Annotated in this window: 23 protein-coding genes; 9 read left to right on the top strand and 14 right to left on the bottom strand. The window is 70.3% G+C overall.

From position 1 onward, the window contains the following. On the top strand, positions 1-624 hold the full coding sequence (locus tag ACIO3O_RS06030; protein ID WP_401742473.1) for a carboxymuconolactone decarboxylase family protein: 624 nt from the start codon (positions 1-3) through the stop codon (positions 622-624). Continuing rightward, entirely contained in the window at positions 621-1,778 is a 1,158-nt protein-coding gene (locus ACIO3O_RS06025; protein ID WP_401742471.1) for an alpha/beta hydrolase family protein, read from the top strand. Before ACIO3O_RS06030 ends, ACIO3O_RS06025 begins: the two co-directional genes overlap by 4 nt. Before the next feature lie 104 nt (positions 1,779-1,882). Here ACIO3O_RS06025 and ACIO3O_RS06020 read toward each other — a convergent pair whose 3' ends face one another. From ACIO3O_RS06020 to ACIO3O_RS06005, 4 genes are all read right to left on the bottom strand, one after another. Then, entirely contained in the window at positions 1,883-2,380 is a 498-nt protein-coding gene (locus ACIO3O_RS06020) for a peptidylprolyl isomerase (protein ID WP_401742468.1), read from the bottom strand. A gap of 126 nt (positions 2,381-2,506) precedes the next feature. Then, entirely contained in the window at positions 2,507-3,241 is a 735-nt protein-coding gene (locus tag ACIO3O_RS06015) for a hypothetical protein (protein WP_401742465.1), read from the bottom strand. A gap of 802 nt (positions 3,242-4,043) precedes the next feature. After that, complete coding sequence (locus tag ACIO3O_RS06010) at positions 4,044-4,352, bottom strand: hypothetical protein (RefSeq protein WP_401743389.1); 309 nt, start codon at positions 4,350-4,352, stop codon at positions 4,044-4,046. Positions 4,353-4,617: 265 nt separating this feature from the next. Further along, a complete protein-coding gene (locus tag ACIO3O_RS06005; protein WP_401742462.1) occupies positions 4,618-4,848 on the bottom strand; it encodes a hypothetical protein in 231 nt (76 codons plus the stop codon). A gap of 814 nt (positions 4,849-5,662) precedes the next feature. On the opposite strand from ACIO3O_RS06005, the gene ACIO3O_RS06000 reads away from it, so the two are divergent. From ACIO3O_RS06000 to ACIO3O_RS05985, 4 genes are all read left to right on the top strand, one after another. After that, a complete protein-coding gene (locus tag ACIO3O_RS06000; protein ID WP_401742460.1) occupies positions 5,663-6,100 on the top strand; it encodes a glutaredoxin domain-containing protein in 438 nt (145 codons plus the stop codon). 1,748 nt (positions 6,101-7,848) lie between these two features. Then, positions 7,849-8,739 (top strand): helix-turn-helix domain-containing protein, encoded by an 891-nt coding sequence (locus ACIO3O_RS05995; protein ID WP_401742457.1) that lies wholly within the window; start codon positions 7,849-7,851, stop codon positions 8,737-8,739. After that, positions 8,736-9,035, top strand: a complete 300-nt coding sequence (locus tag ACIO3O_RS05990; protein WP_401742456.1) for a DUF397 domain-containing protein — start codon at positions 8,736-8,738, stop codon at positions 9,033-9,035. The genes ACIO3O_RS05995 and ACIO3O_RS05990 overlap by 4 nt, the downstream gene beginning before the upstream one ends. 120 nt (positions 9,036-9,155) lie before the next feature. Beyond that, the gene (locus ACIO3O_RS05985; RefSeq protein WP_401742454.1) at positions 9,156-9,734 is read left to right on the top strand and encodes a DUF6368 family protein; all 579 of its coding nucleotides are present in this window, start codon (positions 9,156-9,158) and stop codon (positions 9,732-9,734) included. A gap of 78 nt (positions 9,735-9,812) precedes the next feature. Here ACIO3O_RS05985 and ACIO3O_RS05980 read toward each other — a convergent pair whose 3' ends face one another. The 10 genes from ACIO3O_RS05980 to ACIO3O_RS05935 all read right to left on the bottom strand — a co-directional run bounded on the left by ACIO3O_RS05980 (position 9,813) and on the right by ACIO3O_RS05935 (position 21,803). Then, entirely contained in the window at positions 9,813-10,211 is a 399-nt protein-coding gene (locus ACIO3O_RS05980) for a cytidine deaminase (protein ID WP_401742452.1), read from the bottom strand. Continuing rightward, positions 10,208-11,488 (bottom strand): ABC transporter permease, encoded by a 1,281-nt coding sequence (locus ACIO3O_RS05975; protein WP_401742449.1) that lies wholly within the window; start codon positions 11,486-11,488, stop codon positions 10,208-10,210. The genes ACIO3O_RS05980 and ACIO3O_RS05975 overlap by 4 nt, the downstream gene beginning before the upstream one ends. After that, positions 11,485-12,603 carry an ABC transporter permease gene (locus ACIO3O_RS05970; RefSeq protein ID WP_401742448.1) on the bottom strand — a complete coding sequence of 373 codons (1,119 nt, stop codon included), beginning with the start codon at positions 12,601-12,603 and terminating at the stop codon, positions 11,485-11,487. Before ACIO3O_RS05970 ends, ACIO3O_RS05975 begins: the two co-directional genes overlap by 4 nt. Continuing rightward, positions 12,600-14,267, bottom strand: coding sequence for an ABC transporter ATP-binding protein (locus ACIO3O_RS05965; RefSeq protein ID WP_401743387.1), 1,668 nt, complete (start codon positions 14,265-14,267; stop codon positions 12,600-12,602). Before ACIO3O_RS05965 ends, ACIO3O_RS05970 begins: the two co-directional genes overlap by 4 nt. Before the next feature lie 275 nt (positions 14,268-14,542). Beyond that, complete coding sequence (locus tag ACIO3O_RS05960; RefSeq protein ID WP_401742446.1) at positions 14,543-15,592, bottom strand: BMP family protein; 1,050 nt, start codon at positions 15,590-15,592, stop codon at positions 14,543-14,545. 276 nt (positions 15,593-15,868) lie between these two features. Continuing rightward, positions 15,869-17,092, bottom strand: coding sequence for a M20 family metallopeptidase (locus tag ACIO3O_RS05955; protein ID WP_401743384.1), 1,224 nt, complete (start codon positions 17,090-17,092; stop codon positions 15,869-15,871). 133 nt (positions 17,093-17,225) lie between these two features. After that, entirely contained in the window at positions 17,226-18,290 is a 1,065-nt protein-coding gene (locus tag ACIO3O_RS05950) for a hypothetical protein (RefSeq protein WP_401742443.1), read from the bottom strand. 5 nt (positions 18,291-18,295) lie between these two features. Then, positions 18,296-19,219 carry an N-acetylneuraminate synthase family protein gene (locus ACIO3O_RS05945; RefSeq protein ID WP_401742441.1) on the bottom strand — a complete coding sequence of 308 codons (924 nt, stop codon included), beginning with the start codon at positions 19,217-19,219 and terminating at the stop codon, positions 18,296-18,298. A gap of 11 nt (positions 19,220-19,230) precedes the next feature. Further along, positions 19,231-20,505 carry a cytidylyltransferase domain-containing protein gene (locus ACIO3O_RS05940; RefSeq protein WP_401742438.1) on the bottom strand — a complete coding sequence of 425 codons (1,275 nt, stop codon included), beginning with the start codon at positions 20,503-20,505 and terminating at the stop codon, positions 19,231-19,233. Beyond that, positions 20,505-21,803, bottom strand: coding sequence for a DUF6716 putative glycosyltransferase (locus tag ACIO3O_RS05935; protein ID WP_401742436.1), 1,299 nt, complete (start codon positions 21,801-21,803; stop codon positions 20,505-20,507). Before ACIO3O_RS05935 ends, ACIO3O_RS05940 begins: the two co-directional genes overlap by 1 nt. Before the next feature lie 176 nt (positions 21,804-21,979). Between ACIO3O_RS05935 and ACIO3O_RS05930 the strand changes: the two genes are divergently transcribed. From ACIO3O_RS05930 to ACIO3O_RS05920, 3 genes are all read left to right on the top strand, one after another. After that, positions 21,980-22,963, top strand: coding sequence for a glycosyltransferase family 2 protein (locus ACIO3O_RS05930; RefSeq protein WP_401742433.1), 984 nt, complete (start codon positions 21,980-21,982; stop codon positions 22,961-22,963). Further along, positions 22,960-24,258: an alpha-2,8-polysialyltransferase family protein gene (locus ACIO3O_RS05925; protein ID WP_401742431.1), complete on the top strand. Its 1,299-nt coding sequence runs from the start codon at positions 22,960-22,962 to the stop codon at positions 24,256-24,258. Before ACIO3O_RS05930 ends, ACIO3O_RS05925 begins: the two co-directional genes overlap by 4 nt. A 534-nt stretch (positions 24,259-24,792) precedes the next feature. Further along, positions 24,793-24,921, top strand: a complete 129-nt coding sequence (locus tag ACIO3O_RS05920; protein WP_401742428.1) for a hypothetical protein — start codon at positions 24,793-24,795, stop codon at positions 24,919-24,921. The last annotated feature ends 363 nt before the right edge of the window (positions 24,922-25,284 follow it).

Below are 25,284 nucleotides of genomic sequence, written 5' to 3'. Positions count from 1 at the left end.
ATGTCCTTCATCGAGCACACCACCGAGACCGCCCCCGCCGGCTCCGTCCGGGCCCTGGAGTCCATCGCCGGGAACCTCGGCTTCGTGCCGCCCCCGGCGGCCAGGCAGGCCGAGTCGCCCGAGCTGCTGAACGGGTTCCTGCGCATGAGCGCACTGTTCGAGAGCGTGACGTTGGAGCCGGTCGCGCGGGAGGTCGTCATCATGACGGTCGCGGCGCGCAACGAGTGCGGGCTGTGCGTACGGATGCACGCCGGGAAGCTGGAGAAGCTGGGGGTGGGGGAGGGGGTCGTCGCGGCGCTTTCGGAGCAACGACCCCTGGAGGAACCGGCCTTGGAGGCCATACGTCTCTTCACGTGCGCCGTGCTGGACGGTCGCGGCGAGGTCGACGACGCCGGGCTGAAAGCGTTCTACGCGCACGGGTACACGCAGCGCAATGCCCTCGAAGTCGTCCTCGGGATCGGCACGTACACCCTCTCCACCTTCGCCAACCGCCTGGTGGGACAAGGCACTTCGACCGCGCAAGGCCCCGGAAGGCCCCGGGAGATCCCGGAGGAAAGGCGGGGGCGGAGCATGACTTTCGGCAGGGGTGTCGGGGGTGGTCCGGTCCGTACGTTCGCCCCATGAACCGAAACCGGCGTCTCGCCGCCTCCGCAGCAGCCCTGATCGCCCTCGCCGTCACCGCTCCCCTCGCCGGGGCGGGTACGGCCCTCGCCGCCGAGCCGGCCGGGCCTCGTGCCGAAGTGTCCGCCTCGGTGCGGCTCGAACTCCCCGCCCCCACCGGCAAGTTCGCCGTCGGCCGGAAGGAACTGCACCTCGTGGACCGGGCCCGTACCGACCCCTGGCTGCCTACGGCGGGCCCCCGCGAGCTGATGGTCTCCGTCCACTACCCCGCCGCCCGGAAGGGCACCCGCGCCACCTCCCCGTACATGACACAGGGGGAGGCCCAGCTCCTCCTGGAGGGCATGCGTCGCGCCGAGGAATTCCCCGCCGGTCTCCTCGCGGGCACCCGCACCAACTCCCGCCCCGACGCCCGCCCGTTGCCCGGCAAGCACCCGCTGGTCCTCCTCTCGCCCGGCTACGGCCTCCACCGCGCCACCCTCACCCTCCTCGCGGAGGAGCTGGCGAGCCGGGGGTATGTCGTCGCGGCCATGGACCATGCGTACGAGTCCTTCGGGACCCGGTTCCCCGGCGGCCGGACACTGGAGCTGGTCAAGGCGTCGGCCGCGCAGGTGGTGTCGGTACGGGCCGCCGACGCGTCGTTCGTGCTGGACCGCCTGCTCGACCGGCGGAGCCCGTTCGCCCACCTCGTCGACCGCCGCCGGATCGGCATGGCGGGCCACTCCATCGGCGGCAACGGCGCGGCGGCGGCGATGGCGGCCGACCCGCGCATCGGGGCGGGCGCGAACCTCGACGGCGCCTTCTTCGACACGCCCCCCGGGGCCGGGCTGAAGGGCCGCCCCTTCCTCCTCCTCGGCACGGACGCCACGCACCGCCCCGGCGGGAAGGGCAAGTGGGGCGAGGCGTGGTCGGCGATGGACGGCTGGAAGCGCTGGCTGACGGTCGCCGGGACCGGCCACTTCTCCTTCAACGACGTGCCGGTCCTCGGCGGCCAGATCGGCGTCGTCGACCCGACCGCCCCCCTCCCCGGGAAGCGGTCGGGCGAGATCACCCGGGACTACGTGGCGGCGTTCTTCGACCGCCACCTCAAGGGGAGGCCGACCCCGTTGCTCGACGGCCCGACGGCCGCGAACCCCGAGGTCACCTTCCACAACCCGTAGCCGGGAACCCGGGTCCGTACGCGCCGAAGCCCGGCGGCACCCAAGGGTGCGCGCCGGGCTTCGAGGTGAAGCGTTCCTGCCGTACGGGTGGCAGGGGCAGCTGCTTAGAGCTGGCCGGAGGAGGCGATGGTGATCTTCGCCTGGGTGCGGCCGGACTGCGAGCCCAGCGACTCGATCTTCTGGACGAGCTTCATGCTCTCCTCGTCCGCGACCTCGCCGAACACGACGTGCTTGCCGTCGAGCCAGCCGGTGACGATCGTGGTGATGAAGAACTGCGAGCCGTTGGTGTTCGGGCCCGCGTTGGCCATCGACAGCTGGCCCGGCTTGGTGTGCTTCAGCTGGAAGTTCTCGTCAGCGAACTTCTCGCCGTAGATGGACTTGCCGCCGGTGCCGTCGCCGCGCGTGAAGTCGCCGCCCTGGAGCATGAAGTCCGGGATGACGCGGTGGAAGGAGGAACCGGCGTAGCCGAAGCCCTTCTCGCCCGTGCACAGCGCGCGGAAGTTCTCGGCCGTCTTCGGGGTGACGTCGTCGAAGAGGTTGAAGGTGATGCGGCCAGCGGGCTGGTCGTCGATGGTGATGTCGAAGTACGTCTGGATCGTCATGGGGGCAATCCTGACACCTGCGGGGTGCGGGCTGCCAACCGGGCCATGAATGTGCAGGTCAGGCCGTAGACACGGGGCTGGAGCAGGGCTGGAGCAGGGCTGGGCCAGGGTTGGGCCAGGGCTGGGTTAGAGCTGGCGGGACAGATTCCCGACGCTGTTGGCCCCGGTCAGCCGGACCTTCGCCGCTTCCGCGAGGTCGGCCCGCAGGGGGACGGTGACGGACCCGCCGGGGGCGATCGTGCCGAGTGAGCAGGTGGCGAGGGCCTTGTTGGCGCGGGGGCAATGGGGGTCGGTGGTGACGCGCTCCGGGGTGGGGGTGGCTCCCTGTCCGTACCGGTCGTTGTCGATGGTCAGACGTACGTCGCGGGCGGCGGCCGGACCGCTGTTGCGGACGGTGAGGGCGAGGGTGCTGCCGCGGTGGTCGGTGGTGAGGGTGAGGCGGGGACCGGAGTCGGGGCGGGTGTAGCGCATGCCCTGGGTGAGCTGGTGCTGGGTGTGGTGGCCGTGGCCCGTCTCGATGTCGACCTGGGCCTCGATGTCGTACGTTCCGGGGCCCGGGTAGCGCTGGGCCTCGGCGCGGCCGAGGGAGGCGTACACCTGGGTGCGCTCGGAGGTTGGGTGGAGGGTCCACAGCCCGGTGATGCGGCACGGGCCGGGGGCCGCCGTGCAGGCGGGCCGGGCGATCCAGACGCGGAGGGCGTTGCCGTCGGTGCTGGTGCAGAGGTCGAAGGTGGTGTGGGCGGTTTGCTGGGGCGCGCAGAAGGATTGCTCGGCGGGGGTGGTGGGTGCCGCGGGGGCGTGGGTGAGGGGGAGGGGGAGAGGGAGGGCGAGGAGGGTGGCGGTGAGGAGGAGGGGGCGCATGGGGGTCATGGTGGGGTGACGGGCCCGGCCCGGGGCGGACCGACACCCGGGGCCGAGTGTCGTAGCGGTGCGGCGGGAGAACGCCCGTTCGGTCTCGGACCGGGGGAGGGGTGGCGCTGGGCAGCAAGCCGCAAGCCGGAGGCTGGAGGCTGGAGTGGGGGTGGGGGCGGGCCCGGATCGGGTGTTGGTGGGGCGGTGTCCGATTGGCCCGGATCGGGTGTTGGTGGGGCCGTCCTCTGGACCGGAGTGTGGCGCTTACGGGGAGCCCGTCAAGGGCGCTCCTTTGTCGCGTCGGCTTCGCCGATTTCGCTTCGCTTCACCCTTGACGGGCTCCCCTCCAGCGCAGGTTTCCTTTTGCGGAGGACGGCCGAAAAATGGCCCCGGAGAAGGTCCGGGGAGTGGCCGCCCGCCGTTGCCGGGCGGCGGGTGTGTGGGTGGGGGCTCCGGGAAAGGGTCCGAGTTGTTCGTTGTCGTGTCTGCCGGTGGGTGGGGTGTCGGCTCGTGGTGGCGGGAGCGTGCGTCTGATGGCTGCCGGTGGGGGTGCGCCGACCTCAATGGGGCTGCCGGCCTGGGCTTCGCGGGTGCGGGCCGCCGTTGGGCTGGTGCTCAAGCTGGTGGCTGATGTGAGTGCGTGGATTCCAGAGAGGTGGCCGTGCTGGGACATATACGTTCGACGCACACAACGCCATCCAGCCCCCGGAATGCTGGCTTCCGCTGTCCCTGATGCCTGGAGGGAGCGGACATCTATCGGTACCGGGACAGACGGGCGGTGGGTGATGGCGGCGGAGACGGTAGGGGTGTCTCAGAAGTGGGACACATTGGCGCGGAAGTGTCCTACTTCTGGGATCCTCCCTCCGAGGCTGGTGTATCGCGTCGAGCAGTTGAGGGGAGATCTTCGAGGTTTTCGGGCGTCCTCTGGTTCGGGTGTTTGAGGAGTTTGAAGATCTGGCGGCAGGCGGTCCGTTTGAGACAACGCTGCGCGTCCCGGGAGGTCTTGCCCTCGGCCACGCGGCGAGCGGCATAAGTCCTCGTCGCCGGATCCGGCCCACATCCTGATCAGCGTGATCGTGTGCAGTGCTCGATTCAGATGCCGGTCACTGCTGTGGTTGATCCTGTGCCGGTTGGTCAGTCCGGAAGGCGCTGGAATTGGTACGACGCCGACGTCCGGCAGACATCTCGGGGCACGACTATCTCTGACGAGCCGCCAATGACCGTTTCGGGGTCATGCCGGAACGCCGACATCCACCTGGCAGCAGCCCAACCCGGGCCGCAGGTCAGCTATCACCATTGCCCTTTCGTCGCCGTGCAACGGGGCGACCGGCATTCAGGGTTGGCATGACTGCGTCTCCTTGTTGAGCGCATGACCCGGGGTGATATCAACAGCTTCGGAGGCGCTGGCGAGCCGCCTCAAGCCGCTGGGCACAGTCCGCCGCGAACAGCTCGGGAAGCGCCTTGTCCAACGTTCCGGCAATTCGATGGATCGGTGACCACACTGCCGGATCGTCGATGACACGACTGAGATCCGTCATCTGGAGCTTCTCCAGCCAGTCCGACAACACCAATGCCTGATCGCTCGTGAGCTTGATCGTGATCTGGCTCTCGATCATGCGCCCCAACCCCTTCCACCTTCAGCCTCGACCACACGAACCTACGGCCCTCACCCTGCACCGTCATAGCCGCACGAGCGGTCGTGGGGACCGGTTCGCGAGGGGCCGTGCAGTCCGGGACCGACGGGCGACCTCTTCCGCACGCGGATCCAGCCATACCGGCCAGTCCTGGCCGAGTGCCCCCATCGCCCCTAACGAAGGCGACGAGCACCACCACCCCAGCATTCCGCTCGCCTGTCCCGCTGCACCGCTTCGCGGGAAGCCACCTGCGGGCAGGCTCGGAAGGCGCGCAAGAGCGCCCTCCTTCCGAGACACCCACTCGCTGTCGGGTCGCGCCCCCTCTCGTGCCTGTAGGCGATCAAGGCGTACCACCTCTGGTACGGGACCGGCGCGCGGTCCCTTTCGACGGCGGGCCCGGCCGTTGCGGCCTGTCCTGGCCCGGCGAGGCCCAACGGCCTCCGGCGAGGTCGATCGGGGCAACTACCCACGCATTCCGCCCTGCTGATCGGCTACACCACTTGGCGGGACGCCATCGAGGGAGCGCGGAGGGGCACGGAAGTGAGGGCGACTTCGGCGATCTCTCGTACGCGGTCCACGGTCATACTCATCGACGGTTCCGCATGACGCTCGCCGCAGTACGGACGCGTGGGTGGGTCCGTGACTACGTGACTACTGGCCCAGGAGCGGGAGCCCTGGGGCCGGAAAGGAAGCCGCTCGAGCCGTATCCACTCCCACAGGCGGAATGTGAAGTCGAATGCCCCGGCGAGCGGACTGTTGCGAGCAGCATCTCGACTCATCGGTAGCCTGCTTCACCATGATGCGTGCTTGGACCTTACCGATATTGCTCGTCCTCAGCGGCTCAGCCATCGCGGCCGGGCAGCTGATCACAGGGGGCCCCGGTACAGCCACAGCACTGCTGCTGGCGTTCCTGGCGCTCGCCTGGGTGAACTCCCCCTTCCTCTTTCCGAGTTCGATCAACACGCAGGAGGCACAACGCCTCAGCGCGATCGACGGCCGCCCGATCGTCTTCTGGCGACCTGGCTGCACATACTGCATGCGACTACGCATCCAACTGGGCCGCAGCGCGGGACAGTTGCACTGGGTCAACATCTGGCGCGACCCGGCAGGAGCCGCAGCGGTGAGGGCAGTCAACGACGGCAACGAAACCGTGCCCACCATCATCGTGACGGGCCAACCACACACCAACCCCGATCCCAGATGGGTACGCGACCAGCTCACCTCCTCCACGTAGACGGAAGCAAAGACCGACCTACAAGCGGCCTCGCGGGGGGGACTACCAGAAGTAGGACAGATTGGCCCCAAAGTGTCCCACTTCTGAGACACCCCTACCGCCTCCGCCGCCATCACCCACCGCCCGTCTGTCCCGGTACCGATAGATGTCCGCTCCCTCCAGGCATCAGGGACAGCGGAAGCCAGCATTCCGGGGGCTGGATGGCGTTGTGTGCGTCGAACGTATATGTCCCAGCACGGCTACTTCCCTGGAATCCACCCACTCACATCAGCAACCAGCTTGAGCACTGGCCCTACGGCGGCCCGCACCCGCAAAGCCCACACCAGCAGCCCCATTGAGGTCGGCGCACCCCCACCGGCAGCCATCAGACGCACGCTCCCGCCACCACGAGCCGACACCCCACCCACTCACCGACGGGGATACGTACGACCTCGGCCGTTTCCCGGAGCCCCCACCCACACACCCGCCGCCCGGCAACGGCGCACGGCCACTCCCCGGACCTTCCCCGGGGCCATTTTTCGGCCGTCCTCCGCAAAACGAAACCTGCGCTGGAGGGGAGTCTGTCAAGGGTGAAGCGAAGCGAAATCGGCGAAGCCGACGCGACGTAGGAGCGCCCTTGACGGGCTCCCCGGAAGCGCCACACTCCGGTCCAGAGGACGGCCCCACCAACACCCGATCCGGGCCCACTCCAACACCGCCCCCACCAACACCCGACCCGGCCCCACCCCACTCCGGGATCTCACCCGCACCCGCGATCCGGGCCCACCGGACACCGCCCCCACCACCACCCGACCCGGGCCAATCAACCACCGCCCTCCCCTCACCCCACAGGGCGCGTCACCGATCCCGCCCCAGCCCCAGCCCCACCGCACTCCGACGACTCCCAGGTATGCCGCCCCTCGTGCCCGACGAACAGACAGCACCCGTCACCCCCAGGCGCGGGACCAACCGCCTCACAGTCGCCCACCTCCACCAACTCCACCGCCCCCTCCCCTCCCTCCACCCCTTCCGCCCACGTGGCCCACAGCGCCCACCCCCGGTGCAGCGAGTCGATGAGCCCGAAGTGCTCCCCCTGCTCATGCACGACCAGGTCACACCGCACCCACCCATCACCAAGCAACCCACCACACCGCTCCGAAACCAACTCCACCAGACAGTCCGGGAGTTCAACCCGCCCCGCACAACGCATCAGACGGCCGGCCGCATCGCACGCGCCGGACGTGTACGCCCCGCGAGACACCGAACGCACAGGCAGTCCGGGAAGCGCACCGGGTTGTCCAGAATGACCACCGGGTCCCCCTCCCGCACCACCGTCTCGGCCGACCAAGTCCGCCCCGAGTCCCGGGACACTCAAAGGGTCATGAGGGCCCGGGGGATTTCCTCCGCACCTTCCTCACCGAGATCACTCACGCTCCACGCCTTCATTTCCGCATCCTTTCCATTCCGGTTCACTCATCGCCCTCACCCGCTCGATGTCCGAGTTACGGATGTGACGGGTGCGGCGGCAAGGGCCGAATGGGCCCGCACAATGACCGCCCCATTCAGGCGACTTGAGGTAAGCGTGACAGCCGGGCCGCTACCGTGGAACGGAGTCCGAGGAATTCCACCACTCAAATCCGCGCGTCAACTCCCCAGGTCAGAGCGGTAGTTCACGCCAAGCTCCGCGACGTTCCACGAATTCGCAGAACGTTCCTTGCACCAGCGGAACGTTCCCCTTCAGACTGAACACAACGCAGAGGGGACAGCAGATGATCACAGACGTGGAGGCGGGTACGCCCACCCTGTGCCGTCTTCAGCTCGGCAACGAACTCCGCGCCCTGCGGATAGCCCTGGACCTCACCGCCCGCCAGGTGTGCAAGAAGCTCATTTGGAGCCCGTCCAAGCTCTCCCGCCTAGAGGCCGGGGAGAACTCGTCGGTCGAACCAGCCGAAATCATGGCCCTCTGCGAGATCTACGGGGCGGACCCGGAACTACGCGCAAAGCTCGTCGGGTACGCGGCCGTCACCAAGACCAAGAAGGACTGGTGGCAGTCGGCCGAGTACCGCCCAGTCATCCAGCCCGGGGCCAAGGCGTTCTTCGGGCTGGAGTCGACGGCGACCGTTCTCCAGACGTACGAGGCCGAGTTCGTCCCCGGACTGCTCCAGACCGAGGCGTACATCCGCGCAATCTACAAGCGGGCGCACGCAGGGATGTCGCCGTACGACGTGGACAAACTGGTGACCATCCGCACCACCCGACAGGAAGTGCTGCACCGCAAGAAGTCGCCGCTCAAGTACACGGCGATCCTCAACGAGGCGGTGCTGCGCCGGGTGATCGGATCGCCAGGCCTGATGCGCGAGCAACTGGCCCACATCGTCCACTTGGTGGAGTCTCGCCCCAATGTCCGGGTACAGGTCGTGCCCTACGCAGCGGGCGTACACCCCGGCATGAACGGCACTTTCTTCGTGCTCCACTTTCCGGAACGTGCAGCCCTCAAGCCGCTTGTATACCTGGAGAACCTCGCGGCAGCGTGGGTGATCCGCCAGGATGACGCCATCGAGCGGTACGAGGACGCGTTCGCGGATCTCAGCGCCCTCGCCGCAGGGCCGCAGGAATCCCTGAACTTGATCAGGACAGCAATCGAGGAGCACAGAACGTGACGATCACCAACGCGGGAACCCTGAGCGGCGCCGACTGGTTCAAGTCCAGCTACAGCAACGACCAGGGCGGCGCCTGCGTCGAAGGCGCCCGCCTCTGCGCCGAAGCCGTACGCGACATGGCCTGGTTCAAGTCCAGCTACAGCGACAACCAGGGCGGCAACTGCGTCGAAGGCTCCCACCTCCCCCACGCCATGGCCATCCGCGACTCCAAGCTCCCCCACGGCCCCGCCTTCATCGTCCGCGCCGAAGCCTGGACAACCTTCATCGCCGGGCTCCCCCAAGAAGCCCCCCGCTAACGCCGCCAGAGGGGGTGCTCCTCCCCGCCCCGAGGACCACCCCCTCCCGGCCCCGACCCGACCTGCTAGAACCGGGTCCGTACGGCAACGGCACTGGACCACAACTCCCCGGAGGGGACCATGGCAGGACCGGCGGTCGGGCTGTGGCTCTTCGAACCACGCGATTTCGGAGACATCCGGGCCGATGTGACCCCGTGGCTGGAAAACTTCTGCGAGCCGGTCGAGACCAAAATCGGCAGCGACCTGGACTTCTGGCTGCGGGACGGCTCGGCGCTGGGTCTCCCTACGGAGGACCCCAACGACCTTGGCGTGTTCTTCCTGTCGGAGGACGAGGATCTACCAGCAGCGGACGAGGACTACTCGGCCTTCTCACAGCCCCCCGCACAGGGGCTGGTGCTCGGCGCGGGCCGCTCGGGCCCGGCGAACCACCGAGCACTCGGTCACCTGGCGCTCGCATTCGCCGAACGCCTCAACGCGTTGATCGACTTCGACGGCGTCCTGAGCCATCCCACCCCACGCGACGAGACGGGCACCGAGGAGTTGCTGGAGCGGGCGAGAGCCCTGGTCGCCTCCCTGCCGGGAAGAGTCGCGGAGGTCTCGTACGACACCGGCGGCGGTGGGCGGTGGTTCCGGCACGTCGGTGACGTGGAGTTCCTGGCGGCCTGGCTCCAGCATCCGGGTTTCCACCTGGTCAAGTAACGGGCGTCGAACGTGTCGACATGCCGAACCCCCCGGCCCGCTGAGCGGATCGGGGGGTTCGGAGGGAGATCGTTCCGGTCAGGCCAGGTGCTGGGGCCCGAAGGCGTCCGGCAGCATCTCGCCGAGGGTGCGGACCCCCGTGGAGGTCTCCAGGAGGAGTTCCGGGCCGCCGAACTCGTACAGCAGCTGGCGGCAGCGCCCGCACGGCATCAGCACGGCGCCCCGGCCGTCCACGCACGTGAAGTGGGTGAGCCGGCCGCCGCCCGACGCGTGCAGGGCGGAGACGAGGCCGCACTCGGCGCACAGCGACAGCCCGTACGACGCGTTCTCCACGTTGCAGCCGGAGACCGTGCGGCCGTCGTCCACCAGGGCCGCCGCGCCGACCGGGTACTTCGAGTACGGGACGTACGCCCGGGACATCGCGTCCCGGGCCTCCTTCCGCAGCGACTCCCAGTCGACGGTGTCGGCGGGCGTCACTTGCCCTGGCCCTTGCGGTAGCGCATGCCGTCCGCCTTCGGCATCCGCAGCCTCTGCGCCGACAGGGAGAGGACGAGGAGCGTCACGACGTACGGGGTGGCGCTCACGAACTCGGTCGGGACCGTGTCCGTACCGAGGTACCAGACCAGCATGCCCGCCGCGATGACGGCGGAGATGGCGGCCGCGATGTACGCCTTCTTGTACGCCTTCCACAGGGCCAGGCCCACCAGGAGGACGACGAGGAGCAGCAGCAGCGCGTGGACGGAGGAGCCGCCGTTGCGGAGCTGGAGCGCGTCGGCGAAGCCGAACAGGCCCGCGCCCATGGCGAGGCCGCCCGGACGCCAGTTGCCGAAGATCATGGCGGCGAGGCCGATGTAGCCCCGGCCGCCGGTCTGGCCCTCGTTGTAGATGTGGGACGTGACCAGGGAGAGGAAGGCGCCGCCGAGGCCCGCCATGCCGCCCGAGACGATCACGGCGATGTACTTGTACTTGTAGACGTTGACGCCGAGGGACTCCGCCGCGATCGGGTTCTCGCCGCAGGAGCGCAGGCGCAGGCCGAAGGACGTCTTCCACAGGACCCAGAAGGTGAGGGCGAAGAGGAGGACGGCGACGACGGTGAGGAGGGAGACCTTCGTGACCAGGCCGCCGAGGACGCCCGCGAGGTCCGAGACGAAGAACCAGTGGTGCTTCTCGATCGAGGACAGCCAGTCGGAGACGCCGGGGACGGTCACCGTGCCGATGTCCTCGGCGGGCGGGGACTGCTTCGGGCTGCCGCCCTTGGCCAGGGCCTCGCCGCTGTTGAACCACAGCTTCGCGAAGTACGTGGTGAAGCCGAGCGCCAGGATGTTGATCGCGATGCCGGAGATGATGTGGTCGACACCGAAGGTGACGGTGGCGATCGCGTGCAGCAGACCGCCGAGCATGCCGCCGACGACGCCCGCGAGGACACCGATCCAGGGGCTGGTCTGCCAGCCCGCCCAGGCGCCGAAGAAGGTGCCCAGGATCATCATGCCTTCGAGGCCGATGTTGACGACGCCCGCGCGCTCCGCCCACAGGCCGCCGAGACCGGCCAGGCCGATCGGGACGGCCATCGACAGCGCCGCGCCGATCTGGCCGGCGGCGGTGATGTCCTGCGCGCCGGTGATGGCACGCACCGCGGACAGGGCGACGAGTGCGCCCGCGATGATCAGGAGGACCATCGGGAAGGTGAGGCGGGACGCCGCCGCCTTCACCGGGCCCTGCTTCTTCGGTGCCGGGGTGGAAGTCGCCGTACTCACGCCGACACCTCCTGCTTCTGGGAGTTGTTGGCCTGGGCGGCCAGCTTGGCGCCGACCTGGCGCTGCTGGCGCTTGAGGCCGTAGCGGCGGACCACTTCGTACGCGATGACGACGCACAGGACGATGACGCCCTGGATCACGCCGACGATCTCCTTGTCGTAGCCCTCGAATTCGAGCTTGCCGGTGCCCCGCTCCAGGAAGCCCCAGAGGATGGCGCCGAGCGCGATGCCGACCGGGTGGTTGCGGCCGAGGAGGGCGATGGCGATGCCGGTGAAGCCGATGCCGGTCGGGAAGTCGCCGCCGTACTCGTAGGAGTCGTTGAGGAGGGTCGGCATGCCGACCAGGCCCGCCACGACACCGGAGATGATCATCGAGGTGACGACCATCTTCTTGACGTTGACGCCGCTCGCGTCGGCCGCGGACTCCGAGGCGCCGACCGTGCGCAGGTCGAAGCCGAAGCGGGTGCGGGACAGGATGAACCAGTAGGCGATGCCCGCGATCGCGGCGATCACGATGAAGCCCCAGATGGGGTCGGCGTCGGGCTGGGTCGGGATCGAGAAGAAGTGCGAGGACTCGGGGAGGGGCTTGGTCGCCACCTTGGTGCCCGCGCTGTCCAGGTGGCCGAGGCGGCCCTGCTGGAGGAGGTAGCCGATGATCGCGGTGGCGATCATGTTCAGCATGATCGTCGAGACGACCTCGGAGACGCCGCGGGTGACCTTCAGGACACCGGCGATGCCCGCCCACATCGCGCCGACGATCATCGCGGTGAGGATGATGAGGGGGATCTGGACGATGCCGGGGAGCGTGAGCGCGCCGCCGAGCGCCGCGGCGAAGAAGGCCGCGAGGCGGTACTGGCCGTCGACGCCGATGTTGAAGAGGTTCATCCGGAAGCCGACGGCGACCGCCAGACCTGCCAGGTAGTACGTGGTGGCCTTGTTCAGGATGTAGACCTGGCTGTCGGACTTGACGCCGTAGTCGAACATGATCCCGAAGGCGCTGAACGGCTCCTTGCCGGTGGCGAGCAGCACCACGGCGGTGACCAGGAACGCGGCCACGATCGCGAGCAGCGGGGCCGCGAGTCCCAGGAGCAGGCGCTCCTTGTCGAACTTCTTCATCGGTCCTCTCCCCCAGTCCGGGGGTGGGTGTCGGGGGTGTCCTGGGCGCGCCCTGCGGCGGCCTCGGCCTGGGCCTGTGCCAGGTCCTCGGCGGAGGCCTCCAGGTGGCCGGTGGCCGCGCCGGTCATGGCGGAGCCCAGCTCCTCGGGGGTGACGGTGGCGGGGTCGGCGTCGGCGACCAGACGGCCGCGGTACATGACCCGCAGGGTGTCGGAGAGGCCGATCAGCTCGTCCAGGTCGGCCGAGATGAGCAGGACGGCCAGGCCGTCGCGGCGGGCCTCGCGGATCTGGTCCCAGATCTGCGCCTGCGCGCCGACGTCCACTCCGCGGGTGGGGTGGGCGGCGATGAGCAGCTTCGGGTGGTGGCTCATCTCGCGGCCGACGATCAGCTTCTGCTGGTTGCCGCCGGAGAGGGAGGCCGCGGTGACGTCGATGCCCGGGGTGCGGACGTCGTACTCGCGCACGATGCGCTGGGTGTCGGCGCGGGCGGCCTTGGGGTCGAGGATGCCCTTGCTGCTGTTGGGCTTCTCGGTGACGTGGCCCAGGATGCGGTTCTCCCACAGCGGGGACTCCAGGAGGAGGCCGTGCTTGTGGCGGTCCTCGGGGATGTACCCGATGCCGCCCTCGCGCCGCTTGCGGGTGGGGGTGGTGGAGATGTCGGTGCCGTCGAGGGTGACGGCGCCCGCGTCCGGGGTGCGCATGCCCATGATGGCCTCGACCAGTTCGGCCTGGCCGTTGCCCTCGACGCCGGCGATGCCCAGGACCTCGCCCTTGTGGATGGTGAAGGCGATGTCGTCGAGGACCGAGCGGGCGACGCCGTCCGGGTCGACGGCGCTCAGCTTCAGGTCGGAGACGGTGAGCATCGGCGTCGTGGTGACGGTCGACTCGCGGGTCTCCGGGGAGGGCAGCTCGCTGCCGACCATCAGCTCGGCGAGCTGCTTGGGCGTGGTGTTCGCCGGGTCGGCGGTGCCGACGGTGGTGCCGCGCCGGATGACGGTGATGTCGTCGGCGACGGAGAGGACTTCGCCCAGCTTGTGCGAGATGAAGATGACGGTGAGGCCCTCGGCCTTGAGGCCGCGCAGGTTCTCGAAGAGCGCTTCCACTTCCTGGGGGACCAGGACGGCCGTGGGCTCGTCGAGGATCAGGGTGCGGGCGCCCCGGTAGAGGACCTTGAGGATCTCGATGCGCTGGCGGTCGGCCACGCCGAGGTCCTCGACGACGGCGTCGGGCCGCACGTTCAGGCCGTACGCGTCGGAGATCTCCTTGATCTTGGCGCGGGCCCTGTCGCCGATGCCGTACAGCTTCTCCGAGCCGAGCACCACGTTTTCGAGGACGGTGAGGTAGTCCGCGAGCATGAAGTGCTGGTGCACCATGCCGATGCCGCGGGCGATGGCGTCGCCGGGGCTGTTGAAGGACACCTGCTCGCCGTCGATGGCGATGGTGCCCTCGTCCGGCTTCTGCATCCCGTAGAGGATCTTCATCAGGGTGGACTTGCCCGCACCGTTCTCGCCGACGAGGGCGTGGACGGTGCCGCGGCGCACGGTGATGGCGATGTCGTGGTTGGCGACGACACCGGGGAACCGCTTGGTGATGCCGTGCAGCTCCACAGCGGGCGTGCTGTCGGCGGCTCGGGAGGCGGCGTGGGGACTGCTGGACGCTTTGATGGCGCACTCTCCTAGGCAGGAGGCGAAGAAGCTGAGGCGAGGGGTACGTACGTACGAGGGGCGCTGGACGGCGTGAAGGGGTGTGGCGGAAAACTACCGCGCACCGCGCGTGCTACGCGCGTAGCTACGCCGAATTGTGAAGCAGCCTTGCTCAAAAGTGAAGCGGGGCAGGGCCGGTTCCGGTTGTCGGCGGGGGTGGGGCCGGGCCGGGCACAGGAATCGGGGCCCGAAGAGCCGCGTGAGCAACTCTTCGGGCCCCGTCCTCAAGCGGTGGCTCAGAGGGTGGACTTGACCTTGATGGTGCCGTCCACGATCTTCTTCTTCGCCTCGTCCAGCTTGCCCTGGATGTCCTTCAGGTGGTCACCCGTGGTGGTGAGGGTGACGCCGTTCTCCGCGAGGGAGAAGGTCGAGGTGCCCGTCTTCGGCTTGCCGTCCTTGACGGACTTGGCGAGCTCGAAGACACCGGCGTCGACGTTCTTCACGACGGAGGTGAGGATCGAATCCTTGTACTTCGACAGCGACGGGTCCTGCGCCTGGTCGGAGTCGACGCCGATCGCCCAGGAGCCCTTGACGCCCGCGACGGCCTCGATCGCGCCGGCGCCCGAGCCGCCCGCGGCGGCGAAGATCACGTCGGTGCCCTTGTCGAGCATGCCCTTGGCGGCGGCCTTGCCCTTGTCGGGGCTGCCGAAGCCGGACATGTCCGAGCCGGAGGAGAGGTACTGGATGGCCACCGAGGCGGAGGGCTTGGTGTCCTTGACGCCCTGCTGGAAACCGGCCGCGAACTTCTTGATCAGCGGGATGTCGACGCCGCCGATGAAGCCGATCTTGCCGTCCTTGGACTTGGTCGCGGCCGCGACGCCCGCCAGGTAGGAGCCCTGCTCCTCGGTGAAGACGATGCTGTTGATGTTCTTCGCGTCGGCGACCGAGTCGACCAGGCCGAAGGTGACCTTCGGGTGCTTCTTGGCGACCTTGACCAGGGCGTCCTGGTAGGCGTAACCGACGGCGACGACGGGGTTGAAGCCGCCCTCGGCCAGGGAGGCCAGGCGCTGCTCGCGGTCGGCCGGGGTCTCACCGGTCTTGGCGGTGAGCTCCTTGGTCTCGGCGCCGAGGTCCTTCTTGGCCTTGTCCAGGCCGCGGGCCGCGGAGTCGTTGAACGAGTTGTCGCCACGGCCGCCGACGTCGTAGGCCATGCCTATCTTGAGCTTGCCGCCGCCCTCACCGGAGCCGGTGGAGCTCCCGGTGGACGACTCGCCACACGCGGTGGCGGTGAAAGCGAGGGCCGCAGTGGCGATGCTCGCAGCAGCGATCTTGGATACCCGGCGCACGGGACGCTCCTTCAACCTGACCGAAGCGCCTCTGTCCGGCGCTGGTTTCGCGGCGATCGTAACGCGCGTAGATGCCGGTTAAAGACCCGTTCATGAGTCGTTACCGGATCGTCGCGCGTTCGATTCACCAGGGTGTGTCGTACATAAGCAATGTACATACTCACAACGGACATAGCGAACCGCATTGGAGGAATGCACAAAGGGCGTCTGCGGCACCTTTCGGTCACCGCGGACGCCCCCGCTGTCTACGAAGCTAGGGCCGGATCGCCCTGCGCGCTAGCCCTTCGCGTCCATCAGTGCGGCAGCCGTGAAGAGTTCGACGCCGACGGTGATCGCGCTCTCGTCCACGTCGAAGTCGCCCCGGTGCAGGTCGCGCTTGACGGTGTCGCCGGGGGTGCGGACGCCGAGGCGGGCCATCGCGCCGGGTACGTGTTCGAGGTACCAGGAGAAGTCCTCGCCGCCGAGGCTCTGCTCGGTGTCCTCGATGGAGTACGGGCCGAGCCGTGCGGCCATGGCGTTGACGAGGAGCTCGACGACCGTGCCGTCGTTGACGACCGGCGGGACGCCCCGGATGTAGTTGATCTGGGACTTCGCGCCGTGCAGGTCGGCGATGTCGGCGACGGCGGCGTGGATGAGGTCGGGGGCCTCGCGCCAGGTGTCCAGGTCCAGGCAGCGGACCGTGCCGGACAGTTCGGCGTGCATCGGGATGACGTTGCAGGCGTGGCCGGACTCGATGCGGCCCCAGGTGACGGAGAGCCCCGAGCGGGCGTCGACGCGGCGCGAGATGACGGCGGGGACCTCGGTGGCCACCTTCGCCACGGCCGTCACGAGGTCCGTGGTCAGGTGCGGGCGGGCCGTGTGTCCACCGGGTCCGTCAAGAGCGATTTCCAGCCGGTCGCAGGCAGAGGTGATGGGGCCCACCCGGAGGCCGATACGCCCCGCGTCGACCTTGGGGTCGCAGTGCACGGCGATCATGCGGCCGACGCCCTTGAGGACGCCCGCCTTGATGGCGTCGGCGGCCCCGCCCGGCAGCACTTCCTCCGCGGGCTGGAACAGCAGACGTACCGCACGCGGAAGTTGACCCCTGCGGTCCAGTTCGGCGAGGACCAGGCCCGCGCCGAGGACGACGGTGGTGTGCACGTCGTGCCCGCAGGCGTGCGCCCGGTCCGGGACGGTGGAGCGGTAGGCCACGCCCACCTTGGCGTCCGGAATGGGCAGCGCGTCGATGTCCGCCCGCATCGCGAGCATCGGCGTCACGCCGTCCCACTCGCCGATGTCGCAGATGAGCCCGGTGCCTCCAGGGAGCACGCGCGGCTTCAGGCCCGCCTTCTCCAGGCGCGCCTTGATGGCGGCGGTGGTGCGGAACTCCTGGTTGCCGAGCTCGGGGTGCATGTGCAAGTCCCGGCGGAAGGCGATCAGTTCGGCACGCAGCGCGTCGGGCAGCGTGCCGGGCAGATCGTCTCCGGCGTCGGGACCGGCTTCGGACACGAGGGAGATCAACTGGTTCACCCCGTCAACGGTAGGCGCAACCGACCCCCAACTGCCTACCCATCAACAAAAGTTCAGCCCGATAGGCGTAAGAAATTTGCATGACAGAGGTGTGTCCAGGATGTAAGACGGGTATGAAGCGAGGTTACGTCGCGGGCAGTACACGGAGTTTCCGCACGTCACGGGCGGTCCCGGTGACCCCGGCGAGGAAACCCCGGGCACGGGGCGAGGCGTCCGCCGCCAGCCATCCGGGATCAACGTCACAGACCGCGACTTTCACGTCCGTCCCCACGAGTGCCCTGGGGAGCGTGTGTACGACCGTGGAGGGGAAGCTCAGGATCGTACGCCCGATCGGGCCTCTGCGGGCGATGAGTTCGAGGGGCAGATCGGGGCGGACGATCTCCAGGCCGGTCTCCCGGGCGAGCCGGTGGAGCTTGTCGGTGTTCTCGCGGCGGTGGGCGAAGTAGCGCGTCGCGCCGTGGTCCAGGGTGAGGGAGCGGACCGCGCCGATGTAGTGCTCCAGGTCGACGACCCCGGTCTCCACCAGCGAGGTGCCGACCATGTCGGCGGTGCGGGTGATGCGGGGCGGGCCGAACCGGGCGCGGGTCCAGGCCAGCTCGTTGGCGGTGACGGTGATGCCGGGCAGGGCCTCGGTGACGGGCATCGCGGTGAAGAGCTCCACCGTGCGCCGGGGGCCGGGGGCGAGGCGGCGGCGTGCCGAGGTGGTGACGGGGGCGAGGAGGAGTTCGCGCGCCCCGCCGCCGGTGCCGCGCCGGTGCCAGCGCACCAGGCGCTCGCCGCGGGCGAGCTGTCCGGCGAACTCCATGGTGGCGGTGCCGTCGTCGACGACCACCAGGTTCGGGGCCTTGACGAGGGTGAGGAGGAGCTGGACGTACCGGGAGAAGGGGTCGCCGATGACGACCGTGCGGGCCCGTCGCAGGGCGGGGGCGAGCCCTGCGACGGTGCGCAGCGGCGCCCCGGCCCCCTCGCGGGCGTCCTCCCAGCGCACCGCGCAGCCCTCGCCGCGGGCCAGCTCGGCCATCCGGCGGAGCTGGCCGCGGGACATGGGGTCGCGGGGCGAGAGGACGACGATCGTCAGGTCGTACGGCTCGGTGACCGCCTGGGTGTGGACCCACTCCAGGACGTTGAGCAGCTGGACGGGGCTCTCGACGAAGGCGAGGGTGCTCGGGGCGCCGGAAAGGGGGGTCATGGCCGTCAGACTCCTGCGGGCTGGTGGTCGGCTTCCGCGACGACGCCTGCGACGCGGCGGAGCTTGCGCATGGGGGCGAGCTCGGACTCGTACACCTTCTTGACGCCGTCGCCGAGGGAGGCCTCGATGGTGCGGATGTCGCGCACGAGGCGGGTGAGGCCGCCGGGCTCGACGGAGGCGGCCTGGTCGGAGCCCCACATGGCGCGGTCGAGGGTGATGTGCCGCTCGACGAAGGCGGCGCCGAGGGCGACGGCGGCGAGGGTGGTCTGCAGGCCGGTCTCGTGGCCGCTGTAACCGATGGGGACGTTGGGGTACTCGGCCTGGAGGGTGTGGATGACGCGGAGGTTCAGCTCGTCGGCGACGGCGGGGTACGTGGAGGTGGCGTGGCAGAGCAGGATGTTGGCGCTGCCGAGGACCTCGACGGCGTGCCGGATCTGGGCCGGGGTGGACATGCCGGTGGAGAGGATGACGGTGCGGCCGGTGGCGCGCAGCTCGCGCAGGAGTTCGTCGTCGGTGAGGGAGGCGGAGGCCACCTTGTGGGCGGGGACGTCGAACTTCTCCAGGAAGGCGACGGCCTCGGTGTCCCACGGGGAGGCGAACCAGTCGATGCCGCGCTTCTTGCAGTGGGCGTCGATGGCCCGGTAGTCGTCCTCGCCGAACTCCACGCGGTGGCGGTAGTCGATGTACGTCATGCGGCCCCAGGGGGTGTCGCGCTCGATGTCCCACTGGTCGCGCGGGGTGCAGATCTCGGGGGTGCGCTTCTGGAACTTGACGGCGTCGCAGCCGGCCTCGGCGGCGGCGTCGATGAGGGCGAGGGCCTTGTCGAGGTCGCCGTTGTGGTTGATGCCGATCTCGCCGGTGATGTAGACGGGGTGGCCGGGGCCTGCGGTCTTCGTGCCGAGGGTGCGCAGGCGGGTGGTGTTGCTCATGTGCGGGGTCCTTACGGGGTGTTGGGGGTGTTGGGGATGTTGGGGATGTGGGTCGGGGTGTTCGGGGTGTTGGTCGGGTTGCTGAGGCTCGGGCCAAGGAGCCAGGCGGCGATTTCGCGGATCGCTCCGCGGCCGCCGGGGGTGGTGGTCACGGTGCGGGCGGCGGCCCGCACGTGGTCGTGGGCGTCGGCCACGGCGACGGGCCAGCCGACGAGGGAGAAGCAGGGGAGGTCGTTGACGTCGTTGCCGACGTAGAGGACCCGGGAGGGGTCGATCGCCCGTTGCTCGCACCACTCCTTGAGCGCGACGTCCTTGCGCTCGATGCCGTGCAGGACGGGGATGCGGAGCTTGCGGGCGCGGGCGGCGACGACGGGGTTGACCTCGGTGGAGAGGGTGAGCAGGGGCAGGCCGTGGGTGCGCAGGGCGGCGATGCCGAGGCCGTCCCCGCGGTGCACGGACACCACTTCCCGCCCGTCGGCGTCGATCCAGACCCGGTCGTCGGTCTGGGTGCCGTCGAAGTCCATGACGAGGGCGTCGACGTCGGCGAGGGTCGGGTGCCGGGGCGGGTCGAGGAGCGGTGCGAGGGCGCGGGCGCGGGCCAGGTCGTGCGGGTCGTCGATTTCGAGGACCCGGGCGGGGTCGGTACGGACCACCTCGGTGCGCCCGAAGAAGCGGTGCCGGTGGGCGCGGAAGCCGGGTACGTCCATGGCGTAGGCGGCCCCGGTCTCCAGGAAGTCCTGGGGCCGGTCCTGGCGCCTCGGCCGGGTTGCCTTGTCGTGGTTGACGCCGGTGCCGGGGGCACAACGGGCGGGCCCGGGACGGTCGGCGGCAGCGGGAGGCGCCTCCTCCCGCCACACGAAGCCGTGGAAGGCGGACACCGTCAGCGCGCTGTCCGCTCCCGCGAGGACCGCCGCGGCGACGCCGTCCACGTCCTCCGGCGTCACGAAGGGCGAGGTGCACTGGACCAGGAGGACCACGTCCGCCCCCTCCCCCTCCGCCTGGGCGTCCAGCGCGTGCAGCACCGCCGCCTCGCTGGACGCCGTGTCGCCGGAGAGGGAGGCGGGCCTGATCACCACTTCCGCCCCGGCGGCCAGGGCCACCGCCGCGATCTCCTCGGAGTCCGTGGAGACCACCACCTCGGTGACGTGCCGCGCCGCGAGGCAGGCCCGTACCGCCCGTACGACCAGCGGCACTCCCCCCACCTCGGCCAGGTTCTTGCCCGGCACTCCCTTGGAGCCGCCCCGGGCGGGGATCACGGCCAGCACCCTACGGTCAGGACCGCCCATCACAGCTCTCCCATGCGTCGAATGACCGGTGCGACCCGCTGCACCCCGTGCCGGTACGCCCCCCGCGCCGCCTCCCGGACCAGCCGGCGTGCCCGGGACACCTCTGCGCGCGGGGCCTCGTCGAGGCGGTGGCGGGCGAGGATGCCGGGGAGGTAGCCGGTGGCGGTGGCGGGGCTGTAGTACGGGGAGACGGGCGGGAGCACCGGCCGGGCGAGGAGGCCGTCGATCCGCAGCCGTACGTCCTCGTACGGATCGCCCTCGGCGAGCACCCCCTGCTCCCGCAGCCACTCCCCCGACGCCTGCGGCCGGTGGCCCGCGTCCAGGGCGTCCCAGGAGGTCAGGCACCCGGAGCCGAGGAAGTGGTGGTTGCCGAGCGGCTCGCGGACGCCCAGGTCGGTGAGGATCGCGGTGGGGATGCCCCGGTGCAGGGACTCCAGCGCGGCGGTGGAGCTGACGGTGACGAGCAGCCCGGCCCGGTCCAGCACCTCGCCCATGTGCCCGTACGCGAGGCGGAGGTTGGCGGGCGGATCGAGGTCCCGTACGAGCCGCTGGTAGGGAAGTTCCTCGATGTGGGTGGTGTGCTCGCCCGGCTTGCTGCGCAGCTTGAGGACGACTTCGCGGCCCGGGTGCAGCCGTGCGTGCTGCACCAGCCGCCGCAGCAGGTACGCCCGGTCGGCGCGCCGCTCGGGCACGGAGGGCTGCGCGGCGAACACCACCGCGTCGGCGACCCCGGCGTAGGGCGCGCCGCCGAGGAAGGGCAGCGCGGCGCGGGTCACGGCGGACGCGTCGGCGCCCACCCCCTCGTACACCTGCTTGAACCGGCGTTCGTCGTACGGGGAGTTGGCGAGGACGATGTCCGCGCCGTGGCGCAGGAGCAGCCCGTCGGCGAGCTTCTCGTAGACGACGCCCACATAGCCGGTGACGAGCACCGGCCGGTGCTGCGGGCCGGGCCACAGCCGGGCCATGCCGTGCAGCAGCGCCTGCACGGAGCCGCCGACGAGGGCGAGGACGACCACGTCGTACGGTCCCCGCTCGACCTGTGCCAGGAATTCCGCCCCGGTGACCTCGCGCGGTTCGCCCAGCTCGGCTCCGACCTCGGAGAGCTGACGGGCCGTCGGGGTGGCGCGGCCCCGGAGCAGGAAGCCGCTCAGTTCCGCGTCCGCACTCCCCTGCGCAATGCGGCGCGCCGTCAGCGCACCCCATTTCCAACGGGTGTCCGAATCCGCGATGACGGCAACTCGCAGGGAATTCCTCGCACTTGCCGTGCCGGTGAATGTTGCACTCGTAAGCGTGGGCACGACGGACAAGTTAGGGAGTGGTTCCACTGGGCGGCCCAACTCGGCCGCAACAAAGGGTTAACAGGAGCCGACGAGGCGTTACGCACCCCGAATTCGGGGGCGAATACCCGCGCGCTTCACCGCCCGGACACGGCCGGTTCATCCGGCATCCGCCCCCGCGCCCTAATGTCCCGGCTGTGGTCAAGCTCTCCGTCGTCGTGCCGTTCTACAACGTGCAGACATACGCCCCCGATGCCCTGCGAAGTCTGCGTGCGAACGTGCGCGAGGACTTCGAATTCCTTCTCGTCGACGACTGCTCGACGGACGCGACCCCGGAGCTGCTGGCCCGGGCGGAGCGTGATCTTCCGGGGGCGGTGCTGCTCAGACACGAGCGCAACGGCGGGCTGGCGACGGCCCGCAACACGGGCCTGGACGCGGCACGCGGCGAGTACCTGACGTTCCTGGACGGGGACGACTGGCTGGCCCCGGGATATCTGGCTCAACTCGTCGCCGCTGTAGAGGAGTTGGGGTGTGACTTCGTCCGTACGGACCATGTGCAGTGCACGGGGCGGACCCGGGTGGTGCAGCGCGTTCCGCACGGGCGGCGCGGGGAGTCGGTGTCGCCGAGGGAGGCGATCCTGCCCGCCGACCGCTCGACGTCGGTGGACTACGCGTACGCCTGGGCGGGCGTCTACCACCGTCGGCTCCTGGACCGGGGGCTGCTCCACTTCACGGACGGGCTGCGCACGGCGGAGGACCGGCCGTGGATCTGGCGGCTGCACCGGGAGGCGGAGTCCTTCGGGGTGGTGGGGCTGCTCGGGGTCTTCTACCGGCGCGGCATCGCGTCCTCGCTGACCCAGATCGGGGACGTACGACAACTCGACTTCATCCGCGCATTCGACCAGGTGTTGGAAGAAACGGCGCGGGACGCGGATGCGCGGGCGCTGCTCCCGAAAGCAGTGCGCACGTACTGCGCGATCATTTCCCACCATTTGGGAAGTGCGGACGACTCGAAAAGGTTCGAACCGGCGGTGGCGAGGAAATTGCGGGCGATGAGCGCGGCGGCACTGCGGAGAATGCCGCAGGGAATTCTGGCGGAGGCCCTGAACGCGATGGACGTGGACCGGGCGACCCGGCTGCGGCGGCTGCGGCGGGGGCTGGGGCTGGGGGCGGCGGCGTGATCGTTCAGATCTTCCTGGCGTCGACCCTGTACGGTACGGCGACCCTGGCCGCCGCCCTGGACAGCGGCTGCTTCCCGCCCGCCGACCGCCGCATCCTGCTGACCAGCAACAACGCGGCGACCCCCGAGGTCACTCCCCCCTTCACCGAGGCGCCGGGCTTCGCGCTGCTGCGGACGCGCTTCGACGACGTACGGGACTGGAACGCGACGATCGCACCGCTGCATCCGTCCGGGTGGACGCCGCGCCCGGACGATGTGCCGCTGTGGGAGCGGCAGCTGAGGCGCGAGTGGGAGCTGGAGGGGTGTGCGGTCTCCCTCGTCCTGGAGTCGATCCAGGTGGCGCCCGCGCAGGCGGTGGCGCAGCTCTTCCCGGACGCGCCGATCGAGGTGTACGCGGACGGGCTGATGAGCTACGGGCCCACCCGCAACAAGCTGGACCCGCTGGTCGGGGGGCGGGTGCGGCGGCTGCTGCACCTGGATCTGGTGCCGGGGCTGCGGCCGCTGCTGCTGAGTGAGTTCGGGGTGCGGGGGGAGGTGGTGCCGACGGAGGCGTTCTTGGAGGTGCTGGCCGAACTCCCTTACGTGGACGACGACTTGGTGGAGGCGCCTGCGCCGGCGCTCCTGCTCGGGCAGTACCTCTGCGCGCTGGACATCCTCACGGCGGCCGAGGAAGAGGCCCTGCACGTGCGGATGCTGCGGGGGGCGGTGGCGCGCGGGCACCGGCGGGTGGTCTTCAAGCCGCACCCGGCGGCGCCGGTGGGCTGGTCGCGCCGGCTGGAGGAGGAGGCGGCCTCGCTGGGCGCGGACCTGACGGTCTTCGACTCGCCGCTCCTCGCGGAGGTCCTCTTCCGGCGGCTGCGGCCGGCGCTGGTGGTGGGGTGCTTCTCCACGGCGCTGTTCACGGCGCGGGCGCTGTACGGGATTCCGGTGGCGCGGGTGGGGACGGACGTGCTGCTGGAGCGGCTCACTCCGTACGAGAACAGCAACCGCATTCCGGTGACGTTGGCGGACGCCCTCCTGCCGGACCTGGAGGGAGCCCCGACGCCGTCGCCCGCGGCCTCGCCCCTGGTCGCGGCGGTGGGGTACGCGATGCAGCCGCAGGTCCTCGCCGGGCGGCGGGCGGACGCGGAACGCTTCCTGCGCTCGGGGCTGTCCCCGCGCACCCGCCGCTACTTCAAGCGGCGGCGGCTGACGGCGCTGGGGCTGCCGGGCGGACTGCCGCGGCGGCTGGCGTTCGTACCGCGCAGTCCGACGGTGCGGAGGGTGGCGCGCAGGGTCCGCAGGCTCACGGCGTGACGGCTCGCGGCGTGACGTCCCGGTCTGCGCGCCTCACGGCTTGATGCCGAAACGGTGCGAGGGGCGCCGGGGGCGGGCCAGTTGAAGGGGAGGGCGTCGCGGACGAGGCGGCGCAGGACGACGACGAGGGCGGTGAGCTGGACGCTGCGTCGGGTGAGGAACCGGAACACGGGATTCGCCTCCCCGGGCGCCCGGGTGTGAGGGGGCGTGAGGTCAACGTCATGCCGTACCGGTGGGTCGGGGCCGCGTGGTGCGGGGGCAATCGCAGGGTTCCCGTGCGGGGGCGTCGGGGCGGGGCGGGCCGCTGGGCGAGTGCGGGGCGTCGCCGCCGGGCGCGTGCGGGGGTGACACCGTTGGCGGGTGCGGGGTGTCGCCGCCGGGCGCGTGCGGGCCACGGGGGCCCTGGTCTCGCCCCCCTGGTACCCAGGTACTACACGGGACTTGGGCCCACGGGGTGACGCCCCGTACCCCGTCTCCGGCCTACCTTCGCATCACTGGCCCCCAGCCCGACCCCACCAGTGAAGGGAGTCCCCCATGGCCACCCACGTCCCCCGTCGGCACCTCGTCATCGCCCTCATCGCCCTCGTCCTGCACATCCCGCTGATACAGGCCCTGGACTCCCTGCCCCGCCCGGAAGCGGGGGTGGTGAGCGTCACCCCATGACGGCCGCCCCGCGCCCACCGGGGACCGTCAGACCCGGGCCGCCCGCACCGCGTACCGCTCAAGGTCCGCCTTCCGCACGGCCGCCACCTTGAACACACGCTCGCCTTCCGGCGCTCGCCCACCTCAGCCACCCCCCTGGGCAGCGGGCCGCCCTCCACCTCCCTCGTCCCCTTGGGCGGCGGGGCCGCCCCCCGGGGGCGGAACGGGCGGGCAAGGGGGCGGCCCCTCCCGCTCCCGGCCCACCCGGGTGCCGCCCCTTGGCCCACCCCCGCCACCGGGTACGCGTCACCGCCCGGGCCCCGGGCCGCCTCCCGTCGCCGGGCACGCGCAGCCCCGCCCCGCCGGGGCAAGGGGATCCCCAGC

Origin of the sequence: Streptomyces sp. NPDC087440, from assembly GCF_044744005.1 — a bacterium.
Taxonomy (GTDB): domain Bacteria; phylum Actinomycetota; class Actinomycetes; order Streptomycetales; family Streptomycetaceae; genus Streptomyces.
This window is presented reverse-complemented; position numbering and strand designations above follow the sequence as displayed.

What these genes read in the sequence shown, in the direction of transcription:
- ACIO3O_RS06030 (WP_401742473.1), top strand. Translation starts at nt 1, where the DNA reads ATGTCCTTCATCGAGCACACCACCGAGACCGCCCCCGCCGGCTCCGTC.
- ACIO3O_RS06025 (WP_401742471.1), top strand. Translation starts at nt 621, where the DNA reads ATGAACCGAAACCGGCGTCTCGCCGCCTCCGCAGCAGCCCTGATCGCC.
- ACIO3O_RS06020 (WP_401742468.1), bottom strand. Translation starts at nt 2,380, where the DNA reads ATGACGATCCAGACGTACTTCGACATCACCATCGACGACCAGCCCGCT.
- ACIO3O_RS06015 (WP_401742465.1), bottom strand. Translation starts at nt 3,241, where the DNA reads ATGCGCCCCCTCCTCCTCACCGCCACCCTCCTCGCCCTCCCTCTCCCC.
- ACIO3O_RS06005 (WP_401742462.1), bottom strand. Translation starts at nt 4,848, where the DNA reads ATGATCGAGAGCCAGATCACGATCAAGCTCACGAGCGATCAGGCATTG.
- ACIO3O_RS06000 (WP_401742460.1), top strand. Translation starts at nt 5,663, where the DNA reads ATGATGCGTGCTTGGACCTTACCGATATTGCTCGTCCTCAGCGGCTCA.
- ACIO3O_RS05995 (WP_401742457.1), top strand. Translation starts at nt 7,849, where the DNA reads ATGATCACAGACGTGGAGGCGGGTACGCCCACCCTGTGCCGTCTTCAG.
- ACIO3O_RS05985 (WP_401742454.1), top strand. Translation starts at nt 9,156, where the DNA reads ATGGCAGGACCGGCGGTCGGGCTGTGGCTCTTCGAACCACGCGATTTC.
- ACIO3O_RS05970 (WP_401742448.1), bottom strand. Translation starts at nt 12,603, where the DNA reads ATGAAGAAGTTCGACAAGGAGCGCCTGCTCCTGGGACTCGCGGCCCCG.
- ACIO3O_RS05950 (WP_401742443.1), bottom strand. Translation starts at nt 18,290, where the DNA reads ATGACCCCCCTTTCCGGCGCCCCGAGCACCCTCGCCTTCGTCGAGAGC.
- ACIO3O_RS05945 (WP_401742441.1), bottom strand. Translation starts at nt 19,219, where the DNA reads ATGAGCAACACCACCCGCCTGCGCACCCTCGGCACGAAGACCGCAGGC.
- ACIO3O_RS05940 (WP_401742438.1), bottom strand. Translation starts at nt 20,505, where the DNA reads ATGGGCGGTCCTGACCGTAGGGTGCTGGCCGTGATCCCCGCCCGGGGC.
- ACIO3O_RS05920 (WP_401742428.1), top strand. Translation starts at nt 24,793, where the DNA reads ATGGCCACCCACGTCCCCCGTCGGCACCTCGTCATCGCCCTCATCGCC.